The organism is Bacterioplanes sp. CLAM21, assembly GCF_059641015.1.
Genome location: NZ_CM184929.1, coordinates 1,875,303 through 1,892,452, shown reverse-complemented (window position 1 = coordinate 1,892,452; position 17,150 = coordinate 1,875,303). Strand labels below are relative to the sequence as shown.

General features: G+C 49.9%; 15 protein-coding genes. 5 read left to right on the top strand and 10 right to left on the bottom strand.

Annotation, left to right across the window (positions count from 1 at the left end):
• Window positions 1–69: 69 nt before the first annotated feature.
• The 6 genes from AC55FS_RS08785 to AC55FS_RS08760 are packed head-to-tail and all read right to left on the bottom strand — an operon-like array spanning window position 70 to window position 5,097.
• On the bottom strand, window positions 70–1,365 hold the full coding sequence (locus AC55FS_RS08785) for a tetratricopeptide repeat protein (RefSeq protein ID WP_496935707.1): 1,296 nt from the start codon (window positions 1,363–1,365) through the stop codon (window positions 70–72).
• A gap of 13 nt (window positions 1,366–1,378) precedes the next feature.
• On the bottom strand, window positions 1,379–2,002 hold the full coding sequence (locus AC55FS_RS08780; protein WP_496935706.1) for an energy transducer TonB: 624 nt from the start codon (window positions 2,000–2,002) through the stop codon (window positions 1,379–1,381).
• Between the two features lie 2 nt (window positions 2,003–2,004).
• Window positions 2,005–2,412 (bottom strand): ExbD/TolR family protein, encoded by a 408-nt coding sequence (locus AC55FS_RS08775; protein WP_496935705.1) that lies wholly within the window; start codon window positions 2,410–2,412, stop codon window positions 2,005–2,007.
• 14 nt (window positions 2,413–2,426) lie between these two features.
• A complete protein-coding gene (locus tag AC55FS_RS08770) occupies window positions 2,427–2,948 on the bottom strand; it encodes a MotA/TolQ/ExbB proton channel family protein (RefSeq protein WP_496935704.1) in 522 nt (173 codons plus the stop codon).
• Window positions 2,949–2,953: 5 nt separating this feature from the next.
• Window positions 2,954–4,321: a MotA/TolQ/ExbB proton channel family protein gene (locus tag AC55FS_RS08765; protein ID WP_496935703.1), complete on the bottom strand. Its 1,368-nt coding sequence runs from the start codon at window positions 4,319–4,321 to the stop codon at window positions 2,954–2,956.
• Window positions 4,321–5,097 (bottom strand): DUF3450 domain-containing protein, encoded by a 777-nt coding sequence (locus AC55FS_RS08760; protein ID WP_496935702.1) that lies wholly within the window; start codon window positions 5,095–5,097, stop codon window positions 4,321–4,323. Before AC55FS_RS08760 ends, AC55FS_RS08765 begins: the two co-directional genes overlap by 1 nt.
• Window positions 5,098–5,730: 633 nt before the next feature.
• Here AC55FS_RS08760 and AC55FS_RS08755 point away from each other — a divergent pair.
• Complete coding sequence (locus AC55FS_RS08755) at window positions 5,731–8,043, top strand: hypothetical protein (RefSeq protein ID WP_496935701.1); 2,313 nt, start codon at window positions 5,731–5,733, stop codon at window positions 8,041–8,043.
• Window positions 8,044–8,082: 39 nt separating this feature from the next.
• Here the strand turns inward: AC55FS_RS08755 and AC55FS_RS08750 are convergent, their stop codons facing one another.
• Window positions 8,083–9,267: a hypothetical protein gene (locus tag AC55FS_RS08750; protein ID WP_496935700.1), complete on the bottom strand. Its 1,185-nt coding sequence runs from the start codon at window positions 9,265–9,267 to the stop codon at window positions 8,083–8,085.
• A 111-nt stretch (window positions 9,268–9,378) separates the two neighbouring features.
• The gene (locus tag AC55FS_RS08745) at window positions 9,379–9,852 is read right to left on the bottom strand and encodes a DUF2147 domain-containing protein (RefSeq protein ID WP_496935699.1); all 474 of its coding nucleotides are present in this window, start codon (window positions 9,850–9,852) and stop codon (window positions 9,379–9,381) included.
• Between the two features lie 427 nt (window positions 9,853–10,279).
• Between AC55FS_RS08745 and AC55FS_RS08740 the strand changes: the two genes are divergently transcribed.
• The 4 genes from AC55FS_RS08740 to AC55FS_RS08725 all read left to right on the top strand — a co-directional run bounded on the left by AC55FS_RS08740 (window position 10,280) and on the right by AC55FS_RS08725 (window position 13,960).
• Window positions 10,280–10,546, top strand: coding sequence for a DUF4212 domain-containing protein (locus AC55FS_RS08740; RefSeq protein ID WP_496935698.1), 267 nt, complete (start codon window positions 10,280–10,282; stop codon window positions 10,544–10,546).
• Between the two features lie 14 nt (window positions 10,547–10,560).
• Window positions 10,561–12,339 (top strand): sodium:solute symporter family protein, encoded by a 1,779-nt coding sequence (locus AC55FS_RS08735; RefSeq protein ID WP_496935697.1) that lies wholly within the window; start codon window positions 10,561–10,563, stop codon window positions 12,337–12,339.
• 129 nt (window positions 12,340–12,468) lie between these two features.
• Window positions 12,469–13,224: an enoyl-CoA hydratase/isomerase family protein gene (locus AC55FS_RS08730; RefSeq protein WP_496935696.1), complete on the top strand. Its 756-nt coding sequence runs from the start codon at window positions 12,469–12,471 to the stop codon at window positions 13,222–13,224.
• A 148-nt stretch (window positions 13,225–13,372) separates the two neighbouring features.
• On the top strand, window positions 13,373–13,960 hold the full coding sequence (locus AC55FS_RS08725) for an outer membrane protein (RefSeq protein WP_496935695.1): 588 nt from the start codon (window positions 13,373–13,375) through the stop codon (window positions 13,958–13,960).
• Window positions 13,961–14,154: 194 nt separating this feature from the next.
• Here the strand turns inward: AC55FS_RS08725 and AC55FS_RS08720 are convergent, their stop codons facing one another.
• Window positions 14,155–15,210 (bottom strand): adenosine deaminase, encoded by a 1,056-nt coding sequence (locus tag AC55FS_RS08720; RefSeq protein WP_496935694.1) that lies wholly within the window; start codon window positions 15,208–15,210, stop codon window positions 14,155–14,157.
• Window positions 15,211–15,466: 256 nt separating this feature from the next.
• The gene (locus AC55FS_RS08715; protein WP_496935693.1) at window positions 15,467–17,068 is read right to left on the bottom strand and encodes an isocitrate lyase; all 1,602 of its coding nucleotides are present in this window, start codon (window positions 17,066–17,068) and stop codon (window positions 15,467–15,469) included.
• Window positions 17,069–17,150: the final 82 nt, after the last annotated feature.

The following is a 17,150-nucleotide window of genomic DNA, read 5'->3' as shown; positions in this document are numbered from 1 at the left end:
GACCACAAGACATAAAAAAACCGGCACCACCTAGGTGAGCGCCGGTTTCAACAGCCGCAACCAATATGGTTACTGCACGTCAGCCATGTATTCAAAGCGTTTCCGCTCATGCTGAACGTGTGCCAACCACTTTGGAGCGATAGGGTCGTCAGGATTATCAGCCACTATGCCGGCAAATACTTTCTCTGCCGCATCAAAGCGCTTCAGCCTAAACAGCACCATACCCTTTAAGCTAAGAGCCTCATGACGTGCCTTTAAAGCGTCATCTTTTAATGCCTCATTGACACTATCAAGGGCTTCTTTCCACTCCTCGCGAGCGCGATAGTTCTGAGCCAGCTTGTAATAATCATCGCCTTTGCCGGACGTTTTTGCCGCTTTGGCCATGATAACAATGGCTTTATCGTACTCTTTAGCCGCCATCCAAGCATCACCCAGCAAAGTTAGATTACGTGCGTCTTTCTCAACCACGTCATCTTTCATGCCTTTGGCAAGGACGCGCCCAGCTTTGTATGGAACGTCTTGGCCCAACAGCACACTAGCGAAGTTCACCAGAGAGCTTTCCTTAACCAATAATCCTTTATCGTATGCCGTTTCCAGCGCCGATAATTGCTTGATTGGCTGATCTAGCTCTGCATACACCGCCGCCAATTGAATCCAATACTGCTCTTTAGGATAGTAGGTGGCCAGGTCCTGCATGCAACGGGCTAAGCTTTTGAAGTCCTTATTGTGATGATAAATACGACCTTCAATCACTAACCAGTTTTCACGCGGTTTTTTGCCCCGTTCCTTGAAGTCAGCGATAGCCGCTTTAATATCCGGCAAAGCTTTGTTGAACTTATCCAATTGGAAATAAGCCTGGGCACGCAGTACGTAAGCCGAAGCACTTGGCTTTTCAACCAAGTCAAACCATTGGTTTAACGGCACCAGCGCCTTTTCAAAGTCCTCATTTCTCATATGAAGACCAGCTAAGTTGTAAAGCGCACCCTGCTCAAGGCTGTCCGGAATATCTTCCAGGGCAGTCATCTGCTTATAAGTCTTGATGGCCTTTGCACTGTCTTCCTGACTGATGTAAATCAGAGCTTTAGTATTGAGAACGAGCGCCTTCTCGTAACTATTGAGCCGTCTATCTTCCAGACTTTGCAGATCGTCTAGGGCTTCGCCATAGCTTTCATTGGTCACCAGCTCGTTAATCGCTTCCAGGCGTTTATACACCTGCTGGCTTAAAGTCTGCGTGCGCTTCACACGACTCTTCTTTTCCTTAGCCTGCGAAGATGCATGCTCAGCAGCCAACACAGGCGCAGGAGAAACAGCCATCAAGGAGCACGAGAGAACGCCGGTGGCGACCATGGTCACTAAAGTTTTCATAGCTTATCTCCCATCACTTCTTTTCAAGCTCAAAGCGGATGATATTGCGCACCCCTGGCACTTCGATCGGCTGACCGTCAGCAACTTTAGGCTTGTACTTAAACCGAGCAGCTGCTTTCAGAGCGGCGCGATCAAATACGCCTGGTGGATCTGCTTCGACAACGCGAGGGTCGGATACGGTGCCCAATTTGGTCACAGTAAACTCAACCACCACATAGCCTTCAATACCACGATTTGCGGCGCGCTGAGGATATCTCGGTGCCACTTTGAAAATTGGCAAATACTCGCCATCACTAACAGCTGCCCCGCCCAGACCACTGTCAAGATTTAAGTCAGCTTCGATATCAAAACCACCGAGATCAAATCCATCAGCGGATGCCTTGGCAACGTCAGGCTTTGGCATCTCTGGTGGCGGTGGCTCTTGTGGCGGTGTCGGTGGCTTTTTAACCTTTTGCTCTTTGGTTCGCACCTCATCATCAGGCTCTTCCATGATGAAGCTCTCGATGCGAGCATACTCCTGAGTGTTGACCACAGAGCCACTACTACTAATGAGGCTCTGCATGACCCAGAAAACAGCAAAGGTTGCCACCGCTGCAATGGCAAGCGAAGCGCCATAGCGTACAAAGGCAGATTGCATGTTTACCTCTCTGTCGCCAGGGATACGTCGTAAACACCTGCAGCACGAGCCGCGTCCATTACCGCAACCAAAATTTTGGTTTTGGCTTCTTCATCCGCCTGAATCACCACAGTACCCTGTGGGTTTTCAGCATGCATACGCTCAATATTGGCACGCACCTGCCCTTCTTCCACCCGGCGCTTATCAATCCAGATCTCATCCATTTCATTAATGGCAATCAGGATATTGGCTCGCGGTTTTGATTGAGCAGTGCTGGCATCAGGGCGACTCACCTCGATACCGGTTTCTTTTACGAACGACGCCGTCACAATAAAAAAGATCAGCATGATAAACACCACGTCCAGCATTGGTGTGATGTCGATTTGACCTTCCTCTTCGGCCGCCGCCAGATTGGAAAAACCACGTCTCATAACTTTTTTCTCACTCAGTGATCAAATGTTAATTGATCTTCCAGATGAATTTTTTCTCGACTGATGTAACGGTCCAACAATGACTGCGCAAAGACGCCAGTCAGTGCTCCCACCATGCCAGCCATGGTAGGAATCGTGGCTTTGGAAATGCCCGAGGCCATTGCTTTAGGGCTGCCATTGCCTAAAAACGCCATTACATCAAACACCTCAATCATGCCGGTCACTGTTCCCAGCAAACCGAATAGAGGTGCTAAGCCGATTAACATTTTGATCGTGCTCATATTGGCTACTAGGTCGAACTCAAGCTTGCCGATCAGGTCCTGACGGACCTGATGGGCATGCCAAGAGCGACGTTCCGAACGAGCTTCCCACTCTTGTACAGCGGTCCTAACAGACCGCTTATGTACGAAAGTGAAATAAGCAACACGCTCTAGAACCATCAGCCACAGAACGAATATCAACCCGAGAATACCGTATAGAACGTCACCACCACGCTCCATAAACAAATATACCGGCTCGTACAATTCAACGAACATAGTAGTTACGCCGCTTTAGTATGTTGCTCAGCTTGACGCGCCAAGATGCCCGTGGCGCGCTCTTCCAGAATCATCATCAGTTCACGCGAACGGTTGTACGCTAAGGTATGCAGGAACACACATGGAATCGCTGCCACCAGACCCAGAACTGTCGTTACCAGAGCCTGAGAAATACCGCCCGCCATCAGTTTTGGATCGCCCGTACCATACAGAGACATAGTTTCAAACACGTCGATCATACCGGTTACCGTACCCAACAGACCCAACAATGGCGCCACTACAGAAATAATCTTGATCCATCCGATCGCACGCGTCAGGCGTGGAATCTCAGCGGCAATGGCTTCACCTAAGTGCAGTTCCAAGGTTTCGGTATCCGCATGTTTATTGGCATTAAAGACCGCCATAACACGACCCAATGAGTTACCTTCATCGGCTGCGTCTGTGTTCATTTGCTTATAGACCTTGCTGCGCTCTACTTGCAGTGCGGCCATACGCCAGATCGCCAATGCCACACCTAGAGCGGCCAGTGCAATAATGATGTAACCTACTACACCACCTTGCTCAACGCGCTGCATCAATTCAGGGGACTGGCCCATGATTCTCAGCAGAGTGCCTTTTGACGGATCGATCCAGAAACCGGTCAACTCAGCGCCGCTGGCATTTTCAAGCTCGGCAGCAGGGCCGGTATAACGGCCTGCCGGTTGCTTGTCCAACTCAACTAAACGACCCGTTTGGATGTCCCAGTTCAGATATTTGCCGTCTGCAATTGCGTTAAAACCGCCGACACGAGTCACGGTTTTGGTCACTGTATCGCCCGTTGGTAAAACCACCGGCGCTTCATACTTGGCAATATGACCTGAGTAAGTCGCTTCGGCCTGCATTTCAAACCACAAGCGCTCTAGCTGTTCGATCGATGGCAATTTAGATGAAGAGCCTGCGGTAGCAATGAGGTCTGTCAGGAACTGATCGCGGCCAGGCAGTTGAGAGCTGACGACAGAGCCATCAAATACACCCTTTGCATCACCGGCTACTTGTTGCAGTACACCAAAGAGTTCTTTCAGGTCACCCATCTGCTCAGTGAGAGTTGCCGTTGTTTCAGCAATGGTCTCTTCATTTTGACGCGCTTGCGCTTCTTTTTGTGAACTGAGCTTTTCCAGCTGGGCAAGTTCAGCTTTGGCTTGCGCCAGTAACTTTTCTTGCTCTGCTTTTGAGCTATTAAAGCGATTCAGTCGCTGTTTGAATTCTTGATTGTCGCGTGCCTGACCTTCTTTAACGAGCTTCAACAGATCATCAACGGTCAGCGACTCTTGCGCTTGGCTGAACGGAGCCGCAATCGTCAGTGCAGCGGCCATAAATAGAGCTTTGATTTTCATTATTTGGCCTCCTGCGGTGCTGCAACAGGCACCTCAATCAATGCTGGCGCTGCTTGTTCACGTGCAATACGAATACCAGCCATCACACGGCTCTTATAGGACGCATCCAGTGACTGCCATTCGCGCAAGGTGTTGTTCCAAACACCCAATTCCTTACCGTCGAGCGACTGGTAAACCAGTGCAATGCGCCCAACTCGTAAGAAGTCAACTTCACGAGCCTGACCATTTAATTCCAACGTGCCGCGGTAAGACTCGATGCTACGACCGTAATCCACCTCTGCCTGATAAGCATCCATCACTTTGCGATATTTCTCCGCCACAGTGACGTCAGAACGCTTCATCAAGTCAAACAAGCCAGCAACACGACCTTGGCGCTTGTCCGCCAAGAACGGAACGTCTGCTTTCACAAACTGAGCAAGGGCATTGGTCATTTTCAGCATCAAAGGAGTGATCTGGCGTTCAACCAACTTCACTTGTTTGATGCTGGCCTCCAGCTCGCTTAGCTTGTTTTGTTGATCGTTGAGCTGCGCATCCAGCTGTTTAACGTAAACCTTCAGGTCGTCAATCTGCTTTACTTGAACGCGATAGTCGGCTTCGGCAGCTCGAATTTTATCTTCGACCGCATCGATTTTTTTCTGTGACTGCTGAGCCTTATTGACTCGCTTAGCGCCATTTTCCAGTGCTGTGTCGACTGTGTTGGCTTGCGCACCGAACGCTACTCCGGCGGTGATCACTGCAGCCGCCAGGATATTACGAGTTCGCAGTTGCATCGGCATAGTTGTTACCCGTATCAATCTTCTTTTGCCTGTTACCAGGCCCCCAAATAAACCCGCGCAGGGTAAGGTTGTTATGTTACAAGTCTGTTACTTGACAGAAACGCCGCAGTTTTATGACAGGAACAGAGGTAGCTTGTCAAATAACTGCAGCAGATTTACTTACCCCAAGTCAGCGCGCATCTTACTGTTTTTCATCAGAAACCGCTGCATTTTATTGCTTTTGTCTTATTTGACCGATAGTCAAAAGTTCAAATAGTAACAAGCTGTTATTTATACGCCACAAAAACGAATATTGTTCGATTAATCAACAGAGTTCCGCATATTATTTACAACCTGCCAAACTGACACTGCAAATAGAAATTTCACAACCCCGACCTATGTAGTTACCCGATTATGACTAAGCATCCATCACGGAACCGCGAAGGCCTTCGCTGCTGTATTTATTGAATGCAGATCAACAAATAGGTATTAACCGCAAAATACCTATAAAGGTCATTGTGAGCCGATCCACTGCAAATCGTCGCCTTTTCAGGAATCGCCCATTACGCAAGGCCGCATAGCGCTACTCTGGCCGCTCGCGCAACCAATAGAGAGACGCGACCCACAACAACGATAAGTTAAGGACAATTCACCATGACTCTTAAGCCCTTGTCGGGCCGGCGACCACTGATTATGGCGGCGGCCATTACTTTAAACGGCTGTATCCTCGAACTCCCAGGCGACTTTCCCGATCAGGAAGAGATCTGTCAGTTCGACCAGCAGCGTGAAAGTTTGCGCTCCCAGTCGGCCCAACAGCGCCAGCCGCCTGTCATTGAGCAGATTTGGATCAATAATCAGCTCAGCTGGACCCCATTAAGCCCAACCGCACCTACCTTCAAACCTGGCGATCACATTCGTTTGCTCGGCCGCGGTTTTGGCCAAGGGCCAGATATCGATTTCAGCAAAATAATGATCGGCAATGCCCGCATCCTGGAAACTGATTTGCGCATGTTCAAACAAGAGCTGGCGCTCAAGGATCAGGTTAATTTTGAGCTGCCCGAGGTGGTCGACCGCTGGGATAAGAACATCCTTGGCTGGAGCAGTGAGCGCATTGACTTTCGTGTACCGGACCATGTCAGCTCAGGACCGCTGATCGTTCAAGTGCAAAAGCGCACCGGCTATAACGAATCGCTACTAAAACCCGGCTCGTCCCACAATGTGATTGATGCACAAACCTCACGCATCATTGATGACAGCTTTGAGCACAACTGCGATGTGGTCTCCACCCTGAGCCAAAGTCAGGCCACGAGCCCTATAGAAGTCAACGTCGACAACCCGGACTTTGCGGCACTGGCAGCCAAAGGTGAAAAGGTATTCTGGTCGTATGATTACAACATTGGTGTCGCCCACAGTGTGCGTAACCTCGATTGGGATGCCATCTTTGACTATCGCGCCAACGACCCCATCGGTGGAGGCAAAGCCGACCCGTTAAAACTGTTTGGCGCCTACCCGAGCGTGCGTGGTCAGGTACCCGATGTCGCCATGGACGATGTGTATTTTCCCGAATACCCCATGCCGACCCCTATTCCTGGCTTATTAACCAAACAACCGGCGCTGTTTAAAGGCAATACTAGAGATTCTGGCTGGGTCGGCTATCGCTACGCCGAAGCCAATGAGCCCTATAAAGGCAAGGGCGAGTGGATTGGCTTTAACTGCGCCTCCTGCCATGGTTATCGCATCAGTTACTCCCCCGCACCAGGCGAGCAAATCACCAAGGTCATTCCTGGTTTACCCAATCCGCGCTGGAGCATGAAATGGACGGTACTGCAGACCTTGCTGGATAAGTTTGACGGCGTGTATGGCTTAGAAGAAGGGCCGGCCTGGTCGCCAGGCAATAAACTGGTGGCCAAAGACATGCTGCTATATCACATCCCCGCAGGGGCAGGTGAGCATAATGTCGTGCGCGTCAATGGTGAAGGTAGCCATACCGACAACGACTATCAGTTCTCGCCCATTGCCATTCCGAACGTTACTAACTACATGGCCATTCGCCGCTCGCTGTCGCACACCGAATCCTACGTCGGTTTTGAAGGCTCTTATATTCACTCCGAAGAACCCGATGGTGCTCAGGGAGCGATGAAAAAAGAGTGGCTAGAAGCGCTCACAGCTTATATGACCACCCTCGACCAAAACGACGATGATTTACGCAACGTCGGCTTGTATCGCTGGCTTAAAGCCAACCAAAAGTTGGCTCAGCAAACGACGGAGCCGTCGTTAAGTGAAGGGCAGTTTGTGCAAACCGGCTGGCAACACTACCCCGGCGTCGTCGCCGCCGTTGAACGCGGCCAGGCCATCTTTGATCGTGACTGCGGCAGCTGCCATACCGATCAACTCGGCGCTCATACCAATGAGCAAATGCTGCGTTTGGATGAAGTAGGACGCTTCTTTACTCCTACTATCTACCAAAAAGAAACTCAGTCGGTGCGCGTCACCTTCTTGCGTGACTTGTACTGGACTCAGCATCGCGGTTTGTTGTCCGATGGCCATGTGCGCAATCTAGAAGACTTGGTAGCGGCCGAGCGCTGTGAACCCGGCAGTGAGTTGTACAACCAGTACTATACCTTGCACCCTCCAGTCCGCCCTGAGCTGGGTGGCCCGGATCATATAGCGGCTCACCCGGATTTAAATCGCAAAGGCGATGTTTTCCGCATGCCTAAGTCGAGCTATATCACCAAGCTCGATAAAGGCTATCAACGCAACCGCTTTATTGAGCGGCACAAATACTTTGTCGAAGTGCCCTGGGACGATCAGCATTATTATTGGGACTACCAGAAAATGCGCAGCGAATATGGCCCAGATGAAATGGGCACAGCAACGCCGATTGGCATGCCGGCTGCGCCCCACCCGTGGTGCGCACAACCAGGCAGCGCTACCGATGATTTGGTGCAGTACTTGTTAACGCTCTAAGGCACTGCCGCCCAGTGCTATGCTCTGGGCGGCAAGCTTTTACTGCACACAATAACCATTCCACAGCTGCTCAGAACTCACTGACGAGGCCGTCAAATGATGACTGGTGGCAGCCTGATCATCTGAATAATATTTAAACAATGACAACTCGCTATCGCCCACACGATTAAAACCATAGTATTTGCCATCAATTCGTCCGCCTTCACTAAGAAGGAACCAGCCGTCTTGATCAGAAAACAACATATATTCACGATCGGCTTCAAAGCAGCCTTGCAGATTGCGATAAAATGGCGTCACCACCATGGGCGAATAAAAGTAGTAAATGGCCGATAGCTGTCCTAGGCTGCGTGACTCCCAAACACCGTAAATTGTCAGCACATCATCACGACTAAATCCTACATCTCGACTGACTAAGCTGGGCAGCTCAGGAATGGGGGCAGTCACACACACATTATTCAGTTCCGATGCGCGAATATTCGCAGCTTTCAACACACCACTAAATCGCTCCGATTGATAACGCCAGATATCACCGTCTTTAGCGAGCGTGAGAGCCAGCTGGCCTTGGCTGGCGGTATTAACGGTAAATGTCGCGGCTCCTGATTTAATGATTTGCCCTTCATTCAAGTCATAACAGCCTTCCTCGGCCTGCCAATCATAATGGTCATACTCGCCCGATGTTTGCACGCGGATATATTGAGTATCATCGCCAAGCTGCCAGACGCCCGCGATCTGCGACAGGGAAATATCAGCCGTCGGCTGTTCGGGGGTGTCATTCGTATCCGTCCCGCATGGCGAGTATGCGCTCAGCGATACAGCACTTTGAGGCCTGGCCATAGAAACATTGCCAGCAGGCGTTGCCAAGGATAACTCGCCGGCAGCATTCACTAGTTGAATAGACTGATCGTCTTTCGTTAGCGACCAGCGCGACGAACTGATAGCGGCTAACCCATAGCGATCTTCGAAATAACAGCCATTGCCAAAGTCGAGGGTATACAGCATCGCCTGTGCGTCACCGCTATCTACCTGCAATAAATAATCGTCATAGCCATCCGGGCCATTAAAATTCACCCGCCACTGACCATCAATAGAATTGTCTGCTGTCATTGTCGACCCAGGGCCTGAACCTACAGAGGGGGCGCCGTCAGAGGAGCCACCACCTGAAGAATCAGCGCCACATGCACTCAATGCGCAAACCGTCGCCATCACCGCAACGTATTTGTTCATCGCAAAATCCTTTTTATAAAATATCCGCTCAGGTGCACATGAAAAGCACACCTAAAAAGTTCAACTTCCAGGAAAACGGCCGCTCATAGCGGCCATTGTTTACGACCAACGCTAGGGCTGAGTGGTAGCCACACCTTCAGGCTGATAGCGCAACCACTCTTGACTGCGCCCTAACCAGGACACACCAATGTAGCCACGTACTTCAAGAGACTGACCATCCTCGGCTACATCTAGCTTGGACTTATAAATACTGCCAGATTTAGGATCCAGGATTTGGCCACTACGCCACTCGCCCTCACCCTCGTGCTCCAAACCCCACATAAAGGTTAAGCCCTCTATCGGCTGATCTTTAAAATCATCGGGGCACTCTTCACAGGTTTTACCCTTATCGTCCGGCCTTAATAATTCGACAATGGTGCCTTCGAGCAAGCCCTTATCGTTAATTCGTATTTCCACCACACTGGCCTTAGAACCATCTTCATCATCAATCGTCACCCAGCGCCCCTCTGCCGGATCAGCGTGCACAGCAGCAGCCAGCAAACCAAGGGAGACGATAGAACCGATGGCAGGAAACAAACGAGTCATAGCAGATCCCCAAAATTTATAGTTGTTGTAATCATTCATACCCATAAGGGCAGCCTGATTATATAAAGCCGCTATGACCTGTCTAGCAAAGACCTGTTACTAGGCTCCAATAAGTTCTTATGCTAGTGAGCAACTGCGTTTTATAAGGCTTACAAATGCCACCTCTTGCCGATAGCCGTGCTTTATTTCATGCAACTTCGGCATGCTGAAAGAAACTTCACACACCCTATGTTAACCGCAGACATCTACGACCAAGGTCGTGTCGGGTTAAAAAGTAACACCTTAAAACTAGTTCTAACTCATTGTTTATTAACTATTTTTTTGAAAAACACTGATATTCATACGAAGTTAATACCAAGGTCTATCTTCTTAACCCGATACGACTCACCTAGCTTGAATAAGTACTAATAATAATCAGGAGGGGACTATGGCTTTCAAATCCGATGATGACAGGAGCGCATACTGGCGCCGCAACATACGACTTATGCTAACGCTACTGGCTATCTGGGCGCTGGTGTCATATGGCTTTGGCATATTGCTGCGCCCCATGCTGGATGTTATTCCCGTCGGCGGCGTAGGGCTGGGTTTTTGGTTCGCTCAAAACGGCGCCATTTATGTATTCCTTGCCCTGGTGTTCTTCTACGCCAAAAAAATGCGCCAACTCGATCGTGAGTTTGGCGTTGATGACGACTGACTGAGGAGCACATTATGGACCTGCAAACACTCACCTATCTGGTGGTCGGCGCGACATTTGCGCTCTACATGGGCATTGCTGTCTGGGCCCGAGCCGGTACTACTGGGGAATATTACGCCGCTGGGCGCGGTGTGCACCCTGTTGCCAACGGCATGGCTACGGCTGCAGACTGGATGTCTGCTGCTTCCTTTATTGGCATGGCCGGTTTAATCGCCTTTAAAGGCTACGACGCCTCGATCTTTTTAATGGGCTGGACCGGTGGTTATGTACTACTAGCCCTGTGCTTAGCACCTTACCTGAGGAAGTTTGGCAAATTTACCGTGCCGGATTTTATTGGTGATCGTTATTATTCGCGCACCGCACGGATTGTCGCCGTTATCTGCCTGATCGTCGCATCCCTCACCTATGTTATTGGACAAATGAAAGGCATCGGCGTGGCCTTTTCTCGCTTCCTGGATGTTGACTACGCCACAGGTTTGTACGCTGGCATGGGAATCGTCTTTTTCTATGCCGTGCTAGGTGGCATGAAAGGTGTTACTTACACCCAAATCGCCCAGTATTGCGTATTAATTTTTGCCTATACCGTGCCTGCTGTCTTTATTTCACTGAATCTAACTGGCAATCCATTACCGCAGCTGGGCTTTTTAAGTGACACTGCAGACGGTACGCCACTGCTCGTCAAACTGGATCAAACCTTAGTCGCACTAGGTTTTGCTGAATACACAGCACAAAAAGGCGGTACCTTTAATATGCTGATGTATACGCTGTCCTTGATGATGGGCACGGCGGGTTTACCTCATGTCATCATTCGCTTCTTTACTGTACCAAAAGTGTCTGATGCTCGTACATCCGCAGGCTGGGCACTGTTATTTATTGCCATTCTGTACACCACTGCACCCGCCGTCGGTTCCATGGCACGCTTGAATCTGACCAATACCATTCAGCACGGTGAAGTCGGTGCAACCGATGGCAACCTGGAATACGCTGAACGCCCAGATTGGTTTAAAAACTGGGAAACAACGGGTCTGCTGCAATTTGAAGACAAGAATGGCGATGGCCGTATTCAGTACTACAACGATCAAAATCCAGAATTTGCCGCTATGGCTGAAAAAGAATTCGGCTGGAAAGGCAATGAAATGGTGAAAGTCGATCGCGATATTATGGTGCTGGCCAACCCTGAAATTGCCAATTTACCAAACTGGGTGATCGCTTTGGTCGCTGCGGGTGGTTTGGCAGCCGCTCTGTCTACCGCAGCCGGCTTGCTATTGGCAATCTCATCGGCCATTTCTCACGATCTGCTGAAACGAACCTTTATGCCCGACATTAGCGAAAAACAAGAGCTGATGGCTGCTCGCATCGCCATGGCGGGGGCAATATTGGTGGCCGGCTATCTGGGACTAAATCCTCCAGGCTTTGCTGCTCAGGTTGTTGCATTGGCCTTTGGACTGGCAGCATCGTCAATATTCCCAGTATTGATGATGGGTATCTTCAGCTCGAGGGTAAATAACACAGGTGCCGTCGCCGGTATGCTCGTTGGCCTGAGTTCGACACTGCTGTACATATTCACCTACAAGGGTTGGTTCTTCGTCCAGGGTACCAACATGTTGCCCAATAGCGCTGAACATTGGTTCTTAGGTGTTGCGCCAGAGGCCTTTGGTGCCCTGGGCGCACTGTTGAACTTTGCCACGGCCTTTATTGTTACCAACCTCACCAAACCTGTGCCAGACGATATTCGTCATATGGTGGAAGACATTCGTTTTCCAAAGGGTGCCGGTGCCGCTCAGGATCATTGATACTTAAAGAGAACTTAGCCCGGCTTAGCCGGGCTTTTTTATACCCTGAAGATATCCAGCTGTACGATTCAGGCATTGCTGCACTGCCATCTGTTTGCCATGATCCCCCTTTTATTCAGCGGAGTTTGTATGTTTCAGGATATTTTGTTTTCGGTGGAAAACCGACTCGCCACCATTACCTTTAACCGTCCTCAAGTGTTTAACGCCATTCGCGTGCAAACCTATCAAGAAGTCATCTCCGCTTTACAAGAGTGCGAACAACGCGACGACATCAGTGTTGTCATTATGACGGGGGCTGACGGTAAATTTTGCGCCGGCAATGATTTAAGCGACCTATTGCCCGGTGGCGACTTGGCTGGCGTTCAGCAAGGTGTTGCTGGGATATTTGATACCCTAGCTGGCATGCAAAAACCGCTAATTTTGGCACAAGAAGGGGTCGCCGTCGGCATTGGTGCTAACCTACTGTTGCACGCAGATCTTGCCTTCGCTGGCCGTAGTATTCGCTACAGCCTACCCTTTAGTAAAATTGGCGTCGCTGCCGAAGGGGCATCCTCTGTATTGTTAAAAGAAGCCATTGGCGCCAAAGCGGCAGCCGATTTATTACTTACCGGCCGTTTTTTCACTGCTGAAGAAGCCGAGCACTGGGGTCTGATCAACACCGTGGTCGATGATGGCAGCGCCTTTGCACAAGCACAAAAAGCCGCACAATCACTGCTACAGAATTCCCAAGACTCGCTACGCGCTATCAAACAGTTGATGCGCCAGGAAAACCACCAGCAACGGGTAAACCTTGCAGTAGAGAAAGAGATGCAAGCCTTTTCAGCTCTGTTAGAAAGTGACGAAACGCAGATGCGTATTAAGCAGGTATTAAAAGGAAAAGGCTAATTCTCAGTGCATAGCAACCCTATGCTCTGACTCCAAGGTTCATATCTTTCTCCTGTCAGATGTAGCAGCATCCATCAGCCATTGATTGGTTAAGCTGTTATTCAGAAAAGCGACGTATGATGGCGACGCTTTGATCCAGGAGACTAATATGAACCTTTCCTACGTTAGTGCCAGTGCCCTATTACTGGCCCTAAGCTGCTCAACCAGCTTCGCCCAAGCAGAACCATCCAAGCATTTGGCGCAAGTTGGCATTAACTTGGCCAAAGGCCATGCCGAACACGACTTCTTTGGTCTGACCGACACAGAGTCAGATGTTAAAAGCCGTGGTTTTAGCCTGGCCTACAGCCGCTATTTTCCCCAAACGGGTAACCAATTACAGTTCAGCGCATCAAGACGCAACGTTGAATTTGATGACATCGATTCACGCGGGCATTTTTGGGGAGCTGAGGTCGACTGGAAAATCACTCTGACCAAAACACTAGTAAAACCTTATGTCAGTGTTGGCATGGGCTATCAAGATTTTAACAGCTCAGACGATCTAAAATTTGCAGACGACGATCTATCGGGCCTGAGTTTTAACCTAGGTGCCGGCCTTATTGCTGATATTTCTGATACTTGGCGCTTAGATCTGGGCTACCAACGTAAGGCCATTTGGAGCGATGATAATTTGGCCATCTTTGTCGATAGCGAAACACGCTTGGATGAAGTGAGCTTTACCGTGGGACGTTTTTTCTAATCGATTTTATGTGTGCAACACTAGGTGGATGGATCCACCACCCGTGCTGCCCGGCCATTGGGCTATTAGCGAACCATGCCTTGTTGTCGGCCAATGTCCGACATATTTCACCATCAAATTTTTGGCTGCATTTACTAGCTGGCAGGCTCATGACACTGCCTTCCCAAAGGAAGGCAAAGCCTCATTGACGCTGGTTATGACTTCAGCGTTTCAAGCCATTGTTGCTGCCATTTATCTTTTTGCTCACTCGATGCAAAACTTGACGATAAGCTGTGATGAGCCAACCAAGCCGCCTGACGACGAGTCATATTTAGGTGCTCCGCCAGTGCTAAATAGTTTTGCATAACATCGCCGCCAAAAAACGCCGGATCATCTGAGTTAACCGTAACCCGAACACCGCGTTCTAACAGCGTTAAAATCGGGTGCTCTGACATATGCTGATACACTTTTAAGCGAGTATTAGACAATGGACATACGGTTAAAGGCATTTGTGTATCGATGAGTTGTTCGATTAACTCATCGTCATCGGTACAACGCACACCGTGATCCACGCGCGCAACATCCAAACCATCAATGGCATCACGAATAAACTGTGCTGGCCCTTCTTCACCGGCATGGGCCACTGTTTTAAGGCCAAGCTCTCGGGCGCGGGCAAATACTCGCTCAAATTTAAGCGGTGGATGTCCCAATTCAGACGAATCCAAGCCCACGGCGGTTATTTTATCGAGATACGGCTCTGCAGCTTCCAATGTTTCAAACGCCGCCGGTTCGCTTAGATGGCGCAAGAAACACATAATCAGCTCACTGCTGATACCCATTTGCTGCTCTGCGTCTGCCAAGGCTCGAGTGATACCAGTCACTACGGTTTCAAACGCAATGCCGCGATCCGTGTGCGTTTGCGGATCAAAAAACGGTTCGGTATGTACCACACCTTGGCACTGACACTGCTGCATATACGCCCAGGTCAGATCATAAAAATCTTGCTCGGTACGCAGGACGTCAGCACAGCGGTAATAAATATCAAGAAAAGACTGCAGATTGTGGAAGTCGTACGCTTCACGCACAGCATCGACATTGGCAAACGGCAATTCAATACCATTACGTTGTGCCAGCTCGAACATCAGCTCAGGTTCCAACGACCCTTCTATATGCAGATGCAACTCTGCCTTAGGCAAAGCGCGCAGAAACGCTTGCTCGGCGATGTCGTCGGCGCGGGACAAATGGGTGTGAATCAAATCTACAATGGCCATGGAGCACTCCTCTGAAAATGGCGACACCTTAGAGGAGTTAAGCACTAAAGCCAATGCCAGGGGCTGTTACCACTTGCTAGATCTTAGCGGCTGAAGTCCATTTATGCTTGAACAAGGCATAAGGAATACCGTTAAACAAGCAACCCTCAGAGAACACCTGACCCCAGAACTTTGGGTTATCGTCGGGGTAGCAAAAGACGGCATAAAAAAAGGCGACCCAAAGGCCGCCTTTTCATCACACTTAAACCGTCACAACTTAGATGTTGTTGAACTGGTTAGAGGTGTTTTTCGCACCACCGGCTTTCAGTGCACGATCGCCTGCGTAGTATTCTTTGTGATCGTCACCCAGGTCAGAACCCGCCATGTTTTGGTGTTTAACGCACGCAATACCTTGACGAATTTCTTTACGCTGAACGCCTTCAACGTAACCCAGCATGCCTTGCTCACCGAAGTATTCTTTCGCCAAGTTATCAACCGACAGAGCCGTAGTGTGGTAAGTCGGCAGTGTGATCAGGTGGTGGAACACGTTCGCTTCACGAGAGCAATCTGCTTGGAAGGTCTTAACGCGTGCATCAGCTTCTGCTGCCAGTTCAGAATCGTCGTAGTCAGCTGACATCAGACGATCACGGTCATAGCTAGAAACGTCTTTACCTTGCTCAACCCAAGCGTCAAACACTTGCTGACGGAAGTTCAAAGTCCAGTTGAACGATGGAGAGTTGTTGTACACCAGCTTGGCATCTGGGTGTACTTTGCGCACTTCGTCCATCATCTCTTTGATTTCATGCACGGTTGGAACGGCAGTTTCGATCCACAGCAGGTCAGCGCCGGCATTGATGGCTTCAATACAGTCAAATACGCAACGCTCATGGCCAGTGCCCTGACGGAACTGGTACAGACCAGATGCCAGACGCTTAGGACGAACCAGCTTGCCATCACGGTTGAGCAACACATCACCGTTTTTAACGTCTTCAACGTTCACTTCTTCAACGTCCAGGAAGGAGTTGTAGATGTCGCCTTGATCGCCTTGCTCGTTAACCACAGCGATTTCTTTGGTCAGACCAGCACCTTCAGAGTCGGTACGAGCAACGATGATACCGTCGTCAACACCCAGCTCCAGGAAGGCGTAGCGCAAAGCACGCAGCTTAGCGTGGAAGTCAGCGTGAGGAACGGTCACTTTACCGTCCTGGTGGCCACATTGCTTCTCGTCCGCTACCTGGTTTTCGATCTGCAATGCACAAGCACCGGCTTCGATCATTTGCTTAGCCATCAGGTAGGTCGCTTCTGCGTTACCAAAACCTGCGTCAATGTCAGCAATGATAGGTACGATGTGAGTTTCGTAGTTGTCGATCTGACCTTGGATCTCTGCAGCTTTTGCAGAATCGCCTGCTTCACGTGCCGCATCTAGAGCACGGAACAAACCGCCCAGCTCACGTGCATCCGCTTGACGCAGGAAGGTGTACAGCTCGTTTACCAGCGAAGCAACAGCGGTTTTTTCGTGCATAGACTGGTCAGGCAGAGGACCAAATTCGCTGCGCAGAGCCGCAACCATCCAGCCAGACAGGTACAGGTAACGACGCTTAGTAGTACCGAAGTGTTTTTTGATTGAGATCAGCTTTTGCTGACCAACAAAGCCATGCCAGCAACCCAGAGACTGAGTGTACAGCGACTTGTCTTTATCAAACGCAGCCATGTCTTCGCGCATGATCTTGGCAGTGTAACGAGCAATGTCCAGACCAGTTTTGAACTGGTTTTGCACACGCATGCGAGCAACGTATTCTGGGTTGATTTGATCCCACGGGCTGCCGGCCGCTTCCTTAACTGCTGAAACCGCTTTGATTTCTTCTTGATAAACTGACATGAGCCAATCCTTCAGTAATATGTAGATGACGGCGATCTCCTCTACCCCACAGTTGGAGGATCTCGCTGGCTGCTGAGCATAT